8 protein-coding genes are annotated in these 8824 nt (G+C 69.8%); 4 read left to right on the top strand and 4 right to left on the bottom strand.

The annotated features are described in order from the left end of the window. Positions 1–405: 405 nt before the first annotated feature. Complete coding sequence (locus ACFV1J_RS20300; RefSeq protein ID WP_385860001.1) at positions 406–660, top strand: NUDIX hydrolase; 255 nt, start codon at positions 406–408, stop codon at positions 658–660. Positions 661–830: 170 nt separating this feature from the next. Next, entirely contained in the window at positions 831–1286 is a 456-nt protein-coding gene (locus ACFV1J_RS20295; RefSeq protein ID WP_385859999.1) for a hypothetical protein, read from the top strand. A gap of 18 nt (positions 1287–1304) precedes the next feature. Here ACFV1J_RS20295 and ACFV1J_RS20290 read toward each other — a convergent pair whose 3' ends face one another. Next, entirely contained in the window at positions 1305–1718 is a 414-nt protein-coding gene (locus ACFV1J_RS20290; protein ID WP_385859997.1) for a hypothetical protein, read from the bottom strand. A gap of 1213 nt (positions 1719–2931) precedes the next feature. After that, positions 2932–3951 (bottom strand): Lrp/AsnC family transcriptional regulator, encoded by a 1020-nt coding sequence (locus ACFV1J_RS20285; protein ID WP_385859995.1) that lies wholly within the window; start codon positions 3949–3951, stop codon positions 2932–2934. On the opposite strand from ACFV1J_RS20285, the gene ACFV1J_RS20280 reads away from it, so the two are divergent. Next, entirely contained in the window at positions 3950–5875 is a 1926-nt protein-coding gene (locus tag ACFV1J_RS20280; protein ID WP_385859993.1) for an MFS transporter, read from the top strand. The genes ACFV1J_RS20285 and ACFV1J_RS20280 overlap by 2 nt on opposite strands. Before the next feature lie 91 nt (positions 5876–5966). After that, positions 5967–6728, top strand: a complete 762-nt coding sequence (locus tag ACFV1J_RS20275) for an alpha/beta hydrolase (RefSeq protein ID WP_385859991.1) — start codon at positions 5967–5969, stop codon at positions 6726–6728. A 615-nt stretch (positions 6729–7343) separates the two neighbouring features. Here the strand turns inward: ACFV1J_RS20275 and ACFV1J_RS20270 are convergent. After that, positions 7344–7670: a MerR family transcriptional regulator gene (locus ACFV1J_RS20270; RefSeq protein WP_362135474.1), complete on the bottom strand. Its 327-nt coding sequence runs from the start codon at positions 7668–7670 to the stop codon at positions 7344–7346. Between the two features lie 954 nt (positions 7671–8624). Further along, on the bottom strand, positions 8625–8810 hold the full coding sequence (locus ACFV1J_RS20265; protein WP_385859989.1) for a hypothetical protein: 186 nt from the start codon (positions 8808–8810) through the stop codon (positions 8625–8627). Between the last annotated feature and the right edge of the window lie 14 nt (positions 8811–8824).

Here is an 8824-nt window from a genome sequence, read left to right as displayed (position 1 = left end):
CCCTCCCATACCATGCGGACCCCGCGCCCCACCCACAGCCCGCCCCGCGGGCTCGACCCGCCCCCCGGCGGGGCCCGCCCGCCCCCCCCCCCCCCCCCCCCACCGCTCGGCGTTGCCACCACGGGCCTTCGGGCCCGGGCGGGCATGGTAGGGGCAGGGGTCGGCCACGCAGCAAGGAGATATCCGAGTTGAGGCGGGCGCCACCCTGCGCGACCGTACGGCCGGAAAACAGGACTACAACCAGGACGGCGACATGGTCGACGTCCCCGGCCGGCTGACACGACTCCGCACCAATTTCGGCAAAACCGCCGCCGCTGACCCCACAGGCGTCATCATCGACACGGACGACAACACCCCCGCCCAACTCGCCGACACCATCACCGCCTACCTCACGGAAACGAGTCCATGCCCCAGCTTCAGGACGCCTCCGTGGTCGTCGCCCGCACCAAAGACGGCCGGGTAGCCGTCCTGTCCTCCCGCAGCGCCGAACACGGGGAGATTTTCCTTCCCGGTGGCCGGCGCGATCCGGGGGAGACCGAGGACTGTGCGGGGCGGGGGCTGAAGGAAGAGGCCGGGGTCGAGGCCACCTGGTGGCAGCATCTCGGCACCTACGCGATCACCCTCGGAAACTACGCCCGCCTGTCGCTGTTCTTCGCCTGACACCACACGCTCGGACCACAGGAACTCAACGACACCGAAGAGGACTTCAAGCTGTCCTGGTGGCCGATGAACGAGGCGATCCAGGCCGCGCAGGACTGCCGGTTCCACCTCCCCGGCGGTCCCCTCGCCCTGCTGCTCGCCGAACGCACCCAACCCAAAGGAGTACCTGAATGCTGAAACGTACGGGAACTGTCGTGGCCGCTGCTGCCGTTGCCGCACTTGCCCTCCCGGCCGACGCCCACGCCGCCGCCATCGCCTGCGGCGGGTCCGTCTGGACCCAGGGCATCTCCGGTAACGGCTGTATCAGCGCGGAGCGGTGGAAGGACGGCCACGTCTTCATGCGCAACATCACCGCGCACACGGTCCTGACGAATACGCGCCCGCACGCCTCCTGGGTCGAGTACGAGGCGTACTTCCGCGTCGTCTCGGGCGGTCACTGGGTGAAGATCGGCAACGGGCGTACCGTCGTCCAGCGACGGTCCACGGTCGGCCCCATCGCCATCGGCTCCACGGACCGCGTCTGCGGCCCGGTCAACGTCAAGGTCCAGATCCGCGTCCATGTCAGGCCCGCAAGGGGCGCCTGGTCCAACTGGAGCAGCGCCGCGACCTCCCAGTGCCAGACCTGACGCTGCCAGATCTGAGCCTCAGCACACGCAGCGCCCCCGCCTCCGCGACCAGGAGGACGGGGGCTCTCGTGTTTTCTGCACGTCGAGGATGTGGCCGGTGCCGCGTACGAGGCGGAACATCTCGGAGATGTGCACGGTGTAGTCACCGCAGCGCCGGCCACCCGCGGCCGGCACCTCCCGGCCCCGGACCCCGCTGCCGCCCGCTCCCGTGCCGTGCCCGAAGGTCTGGACCCGCGCGGCTCCTACGTCGACCTGTGGATGCACCTGGCAGCCCGCGACGCACGCACCACCTGTGCCGGTGCCGAGGGCACCACCAACTACACCGGATGCGCGCTCGTCGACGACGACGTCGCGGTGTTCGTCCAGTCCGGCGGACTCCACCCCACCCCCGGCCCCAAAGCCCAGGTGCTGGCCGACGAGGTTGAGCAGCATGCCGCGGAGTGGGACCGCAGCGGGCGCCCCGAGCTCACGGCCTGGTCTTGCTCTCTTTTTCCCGGCAGGGAACACGGAACACCCGCTCCTCGCCCCGACCAACTGGCAGCTGCAGATGGGCAGCTGACTCACATCGACCGGTAGCCAGCCCCGTGCGCTGACGGCCTCGGTTGGCTCGGAAGGACGTGGAGCTGGCTGTCCTGGAGAACCTTCGCCGCGGCTTCGCCGATCCGCAGCTGAAACCGCGCGAGTTCCTGGAATCCTGAACCTCAGGCCACGGGAACCCGTACGCGAGTCCACGAATCATAGGGATTCGTATGCGAGTTGACGGCTGTGGATCGGACGTCACCACGTCGGTCTGCTGTGGGGCGGCGTCAGGGAGGGCGGGCGACGGGCCATGATGAGCGACATAACCATGGTGGAGCAACGGCTCGACGTGACCCTCGTCTGGGATCCCTCATGACCGTCGGGGGATCTGACGGTCGCTGCTACGTTCCGCCGCCCACCCCAACCGCCCTTACTCGCATGTCCGCGTGGCCCGGGCGTCGAGCACACGTTCACTGCTGAGGAGTGGCCATGCCTATGCTGCTCATCAAGGGCTCGGCGGCCATCAACGCCTGGTAGTCCACCGACAGCCCTCTTCCGCCTCCGCCAGAGCCGCCCGCACCCGCTCCAGCTCGGCTTCGAGTTCCTCCACTCGCACCGCCGCGGCATTCTGCCGCGCTTCCAACACCGCCCGCATCGATGGCACCCGCCACCCCCACGACATCTCGGCCAGCAACGGACCGAGACTCCCACGACACCGGCGATCTCACGCCTGACCAGCAGAAACCGCACAGAAGGTTCGGAAAGAGAACGACCTCTAAAACACCTCAAATTGGGTCGAAAGCGCATATAGGTAGTCCAGTAGGGCCTCGGCAAGCGCCAGGCCATCGGCGGCCTCCTCACGACTCACTGAGGTCCCGGTGAAGTGAACGCCCTGGTTGCCAAGAACCTCCGTCCCATCCCTGGCCGGAGTCCTCTTCCACCATCAGGAAGGGGTTGCTGCAGTTGCCGCACTCAGCCGACTCCGGGAGGTACGGCGGTTCGTAGTCACCGCCGCCCTTGGCCTCGCTGGTCACCGTGGCCGGCGTGGGCTTCTCACAGTGGGGACAAACCAAGAAAGCCGAGGCCGCCTTCTACAGTCCCCGGGGTGGCGAATGCCGGTCGTCGTTCACGCCGTCGTCGGGAGGTAGGGACCGGGTCCTTTGAGGGTGCGTTGGATGGGGGCGGTCGCTGTGTGGCGGAGGCCGGGGAGGGTCGCGACCGACTCGGTGAGGTAGCGGTAGAAGAGCTGGGCGGTCGCCACGTCGATGCTGGCGTAGAGGTTCGCCGTGCCCGTCGTGGCGGTGGCGTAGGCGACTTCGGGGTGTGCGGCGAGTGCCGCTCCCGCCTCGGCGAGGCGGGACGGGTCGATCTCCAGCCAGAGGGCGGCCCGGAAGTTCCGCTGGAGGATGTCCGGGTGGTACTCGACGTCGAAGTACAGGGCGCCGGCCGATCTGAGTTCGGTGATGCGCCGGCGCACGGTGGAGGGGGACAGGCCGGTCGCGGCGGCCAGGTCTCCCGTTGCGGCCCTCCCGTCCCGGGCCAGCAGGTCGAGTAGTTGCCGGTCGCTGTCGTCCAGCGGCACCGGTGGGGTGGCGTCCGTGGCCCGGTCCGGTGTGTCAGGGGGCGTGAGTGCCGCGACCTGCGCGGCCGTCAGCGGGCCGCGCTTGTTGATCGGGCCGAGGTCGTGGCCGAAGAAGACGTGCAGTGAGCAGTGCGCGGACAGGTCCACCACCTGTGGTGTGCGCGGCAGCTTCTGCAGGAGCGGGGACTCCTCCGGCCCGGGACTGCGGGTGCGTACCGAGCAGGAGATCTCGGTGCCGCCCGAATCCAGGTTGACCCAGGTGGTGTCCGTACGCCGTGCCATCGCCTTCCCGAGGGAGGACGCGGCATCCGGCGTGCACCGTACACGTACGAGCCAGACAGAGTTCCCCAGCCGTAGGGGATCGGTCAGGCCGAGGACCCGAAGCTTCCCGGCGGACCGCAGCCGTGCCCAGCGGCGCGCGGCGGTCTGGTCGGAGATTCCGAGGACGTCGGCGATCTCCCGGAACGAGGCCCGCCCGTTGATCTGCAGCGCGTGCACGAGCTCCATGTCCTCTTCCGACAGACTGCGGCACACATGGCCCGGGGTGTCGAGATAGGTCGTCATGGACCCCATCCTGTCGGATCCGCGCATGACAGGCATTCTGGCTCACGATATCGCCTGTGAGAGCTCGAAGCTGTTTCACGGGATCACCCGCCGGCCTGCTCGGCCCGCCGCAGTTCGCCCCGGCCCCATCACGGGTCGGGGCTCGGTCCCGCAACACCTGCTCAATGCGAACGGAGAATCCAACATGCGCAAATGGTGGCCCCTGACGGCGGTCTGCTTGGGCGCCTTCATCCTGCTGGTGGATGTGACGATCGTGAACGTCGCACTGCCCAGCATGGCTGCCGACCTCGGCGCCTCCTTCACCTCTCTGCAATGGGTGATCGACGGCTATGCCCTGGCGCTCGCCGCCCTGCTACTGGCCTCGGGTTCCCTCGCGGACCGCTTCGGCCACCGGCGTTCCTACGTCTGCGGTCTGGGCGTCTTCGGCCTGGCCTCACTGGCATGCGGCCTCGCCCCCAACGCGGAAATGCTGATCGCGGCCCGCGTGGTGCAGGGCATCGGCGGCGCCGCGATGTTCGCCACCGCTCCCGCCCTGCTGCTCACTTCCTACCAGGGCAGGGACCGGGGCACGGCCTTCGGTGTGTGGGGCGCGGCCAACGGGGCCGCCGCAGCCGCGGGGCCTCTGCTCGGCGGGCTGCTCACCGAGCACTTCAGCTGGCCGACGATCTTCTGGGTCAACCTTCCGATCGCCGCTGTCGCCATCGCCACGACGCTGCGGGTGGTGCGTGCCGACCGACCCGCCGACCAGCCCGTCGGGACCTCCGGCCACGGTGCGCGGCTCAGCGGAACCCGGGCCCATGTCGACATCCCCGGCGCGACGGCCTTCACCATCGCCGTGGCCACGCTCACCTATGGGCTCATCCGTGGCGGGGAGGTGGGCTGGGCCTCGGTCGAGACCCTGACGACCTTCGCCGTCACCGCCTCAGCGTTGATCGCGTTCGTGGTGATCGAGCACCGTACGGCGCGACGCGGGGGCGTCCCGATGATGGACCTCGCGCTGCTTCGCCGCCCCTCGTTCGCCGCGTTGATGAGCGGTGCGCTGCTGCTGCAGGGCGGCGCCTTCGGCTGCCTGGTCCTGGTCTCGCTGTGGCTGCAGTCCATGCTGGGCCTCAGCCCGGTCGGGGCGGGCCTCGCCCTGACCCCGCTGGCCGGTGCTTCGTTCCTCGTGGCCGCCGTGGCCGGCCGTCACCTCCAGCGGCTCGCGCCGCACCTGCCGATCGGCATCGGACTCCTGTCCGTCGCGGCAGGCATGCTGGTGCTGCGTGTGGGTATGTCGGCCGACGCAGGCCAGAGCGCACTCATGGGAGGGCTCGCGGTCACCGGGATCGGCGTCGGCCTGGCCACGCCGGTGCTGGTCTCGGCTGCCACCTCCTCCGTGCCGCCGCAGCAGGCAGGGATGGCCGGCGGGGCTGTCAACACGTTCCGTCAGCTGGGCATGACCTTGTCCATCGCCGTCTTCGGCACGGTCTTCACCAGCCGGGCGGCCGCCGTGCTCGCCGGGCCCGGCACGGTGCCGGATCCGCAGAAGGCTGGCTCGGCGCTGGCCGCCGGGCAGGCCCGGCGCCTGGTGGACTCGGTGCCCGCCGCCGACCGGGGCGCGGTGCACCAGTTGGTGCACACGGCGTTCGCCACCGGCCTCGATCGGGTGTTCTTGACCTCGGCACTGGCGGCGGCGATCGGCGGACTGATCGTCCTGATCTGCGTACGGCCGTCGCACAGGACCGCCGCAGTCCCCGCCGCGGGGCACGCCACGGCCCGCGAGCAGGGCACGCCGAAAGATGATGTCGGTCAGAGCGCGAAAGATGGCCGGCAAGGCGCGGGTGACGCCGGGGGCCTGGAAACCGGCCGAGGCGCAGGGGCTGGCGACGGCGGGGAGCACGACGGCGGTCCCCGGCTGGAGGCGCGCGTGGCGCAGCAAGGCTAGAGCCCGTCTCCGCGAGCCGCCGACGGCTGCACCGCACATCCGGCCCACCGCTCCCGGCATGCGTTTCACCGCACACTTCAGGAGTCTCATCATGTCCACCGATGCAACGGCCACTGCCGACACCTTCCCCACCGCCGCACCGCGCCCCTCGTTCCTCCTGGTCCACGGTGCCTGGCACCGGTCAGAGTGCTGGGACCTCGTACGGAAGGCCCTTGCGGCCGATGGCTGGACGGCCCGGACGGTCGACCTGCCCAGTGCCGGACCTCAGCGCACACCGGCCGCCGGGATGTACGACGACGCCGACGCGATAGCCGCTCATCTGCGGCAGGCAGACGGTCCGGTGATCGTCGTCGGGCATTCCTACGGCGGCCTCCCGGTTACCCAGGCCGCCGCCGGCCTTCCTGCCGCCGCTCATCTCGTCTACCTGGCGGCGTATCTGCCCGAGGAGGGAGAGTCCCTGCTCAGCGTGCACGGTCACGGCGGCGACACGGCCGAGGACCTGTGCGGCACAGCCCCCGTCGTCTTCGACGACCCCCGCACCGCGCTGTTCGGGGACCTGCCCGACGAGCAGGCCGCGGACGCCGTCAGCCGGCTCGTCACGCAGAGCCGGCGCTCCTTCCAGCAACGGGTGACCCGGACAGCGTGGCGGACGGTGCCCTCCACCTATGTGCTCTGCGAGGATGACAGAGCGCTCCCGCCCGCATTGCAGGAGCGGATGTCCACCCGCGCCACACAGGTCGAGCGTCTGAACACCGGCCACTCCCCATTCCTGTCCGCGCCCACCGAACTGGCCGCGCTCCTGGGCCGGATCGGCTCCAACGCGGTCACGTCCGTGTCGTCCCGCAAGACCTGACCGGCTGTTCTCTCTCCGTGTGCGTGGTCGGCCGGGCCTCGAACAGGGTGCTGGACCGGGTGAGTTGTCGGGTGCACGGGCATGGAGGAAGGGCCTCTTGGTAGCTCGCGGATGTCGAGTCCAGCGAGGAGCAAGAGGCCCTGTTGTCGAAGTGTCGCGTGGTCACGGTTGCCGGGTCTGGTCCCTTGAGAGCCCGCCTTGGCCGGCGGCCGGCCGGTGCAGGAGCCGGGCTCAATGCTGTGTGGGGCCTCACACGATCGACGGCAGGTCGCCGGTCGGCGAGCCCCGACCGCGCTCTCGACGCCGCCGTTGCCGTTGCCGTCGCTGTTCGCTGTCGTAGGTGAGTTGGTGAGGTCGGTATCGGTGGGCACCGGGTGGACCCTGTCCGGCTCGCGCAGCGGCACCAGGGTTGGCTGGGCGTGGGAGTTGGCTGTCCCGCCGGCCGGTCATGGCGGGGGTGCCGGTCGGTCAAGCGATGTCAGGCGCTCGGAACCTCGGTGCCGCGGACGGGCCTGGTGCGTGGTGTGGGCCCGTCCGCCGGGGGTGCGTCCGCCATCGCGGGTCAGGTCGTGCCTGCGGGGGTGATCAGCTCGGCAGATCGGTATCGAAACGCCGTTACGAGGTGGCGCCGCGGGTGCGCAGTTCTTCGTTGATGCGCTGGGCCTCTTCGAGCTGGTCTTCGAGGATGATGATGCGGCAGGCGGCCTCGATCTGCGTGCCGGCGTCGACGAGTTCGCGGGCGCGGGCGGCGATGCGCAGCTGGTAGCGGGAGTAGCGGCGGTGGCCGCCTTCGGAGCGCAGCGGGGTGATCAGGCGGTGCTCGCCGAGGGCGCGGAGGAAGGCGGGGGTGGTGCCGAGCATTTCGGCGGCCCGGCCCATGGTGTAGGCGGGGTAGTCGTCGTCGTCGAGCTTGTCGACGGGGCGGGTACTGCGAGGGGGCATAGACCTCTTCTTTCGGGGACGCATCGAGGGGCCCGAGTGCCGTACTGGCACCCGGGCCCCGAGCTTTCAACACCATCTACCGGCTGACTGCGCCGGCCTTCTTGTTCCGCTGGTCCGCCTGGGAGGGCGGAGATGCGGGGATCGCGGTTGCGTGACCGGGGACCACCTTCCAATCCGGGGCCTGCGGTACCCGAGCGGCGTTCTGCTTCGCCCGGGCGATCCTGATGGCGTCTGCTCCTTACCTCATTCGGTTACTCGGTTGTACTGCTGGATACCGCGGGTACTGCATGTGTACTGCATGCGGCCCCTGGGGCCGCTCGGCCCGGCAGTCAGTGAAGGAGCCCACCGTTTCCGGCCCCGCCACTCCACTGCCGTTCCGCGTTCTGCCTGACCTGCTTGCACGGCAGTTCATCTCTGCCGTGCCCTCTTCGACTTCTGGGCTACGAGAAAACGCTAACTCCCGCACGCGCCAATGTCTACTCTCTCCATGGCAGATTTTCTCAATCACGAGTGATGGCAGTTCTGCCTCACGTACACCCGGAAGAGTGGCATGGGGACTGAGGGGCAGCACGGCGGGCCCACGCTGAGCCGGCGGCACAACCGGCCCGGACCGGGTGTCAGCGCACAGCCCGGCAGGCTCCCTTGCGCCCGCAACGTCCGCTCGTGCTGTCGCTGACAGTCTCGACGCGGGCCCTGGCCTTCGGACCGCGGAAACCCTGGCCCTGGTGGTCCCCGAACTCGTTACCCATGCCCTGCGCCACGGCGGCGACCTGGTCGTCGCACTCGCCCGCCTCGCCGGGCGGGCGCCTCGCCGTCAAGGGCGAGGTGGCCCACGGCGCTCAGGCCACCTGGATCGTCACCAGCGTTCACTCCGCCGGTCCCTTGGTCAGCGTCCCCGCCTGCTGTGGCGGGACCTCTGCCTGGCGCCGTAGTACGCAGTCGGCGGGAGCGCCATCACTCTGCTGACCCCAACAAGGACGCGGGATCCCGGCACTGTCCGTCGACGATCTCCCACACCGGATGAGCACTGAGCACCCGCGTCGTGGGCAGGTTCGATGCGTCGACCGTGACCGTCGTGGCGTGGACGAGGGACCCGGCGCAGGCGTTGAAGTCGGCGTACAGATCCGCGAAGGGCCGCATGGTGCTGCTCAGGT

This window comes from Streptomyces sp. NPDC059649, from assembly GCF_042734445.1.
In the GTDB taxonomy this organism is placed as follows: domain Bacteria; phylum Actinomycetota; class Actinomycetes; order Streptomycetales; family Streptomycetaceae; genus Streptomyces.
Note: the sequence above shows the minus strand (reverse complement) of the source record. Positions and strands in the feature narration are given on the sequence as shown.

Bases quoted from the DNA above. Each gene is read 5' to 3' on its own strand.
- ACFV1J_RS20300 (WP_385860001.1), top strand. From the start codon at position 406: ATGCCCCAGCTTCAGGACGCCTCCGTGGTCGTCGCCCGCACCAAAGAC.
- ACFV1J_RS20295 (WP_385859999.1), top strand. From the start codon at position 831: ATGCTGAAACGTACGGGAACTGTCGTGGCCGCTGCTGCCGTTGCCGCA.
- ACFV1J_RS20290 (WP_385859997.1), bottom strand. From the start codon at position 1,718: ATGCTGCTCAACCTCGTCGGCCAGCACCTGGGCTTTGGGGCCGGGGGT.
- ACFV1J_RS20280 (WP_385859993.1), top strand. From the start codon at position 3,950: ATGGACCCCATCCTGTCGGATCCGCGCATGACAGGCATTCTGGCTCAC.
- ACFV1J_RS20285 (WP_385859995.1), bottom strand. From the start codon at position 3,951: ATGACGACCTATCTCGACACCCCGGGCCATGTGTGCCGCAGTCTGTCG.
- ACFV1J_RS20275 (WP_385859991.1), top strand. From the start codon at position 5,967: ATGTCCACCGATGCAACGGCCACTGCCGACACCTTCCCCACCGCCGCA.
- ACFV1J_RS20270 (WP_362135474.1), bottom strand. From the start codon at position 7,670: ATGCCCCCTCGCAGTACCCGCCCCGTCGACAAGCTCGACGACGACGAC.
- ACFV1J_RS20265 (WP_385859989.1), bottom strand. From the start codon at position 8,810: ATGCGGCCCTTCGCGGATCTGTACGCCGACTTCAACGCCTGCGCCGGG.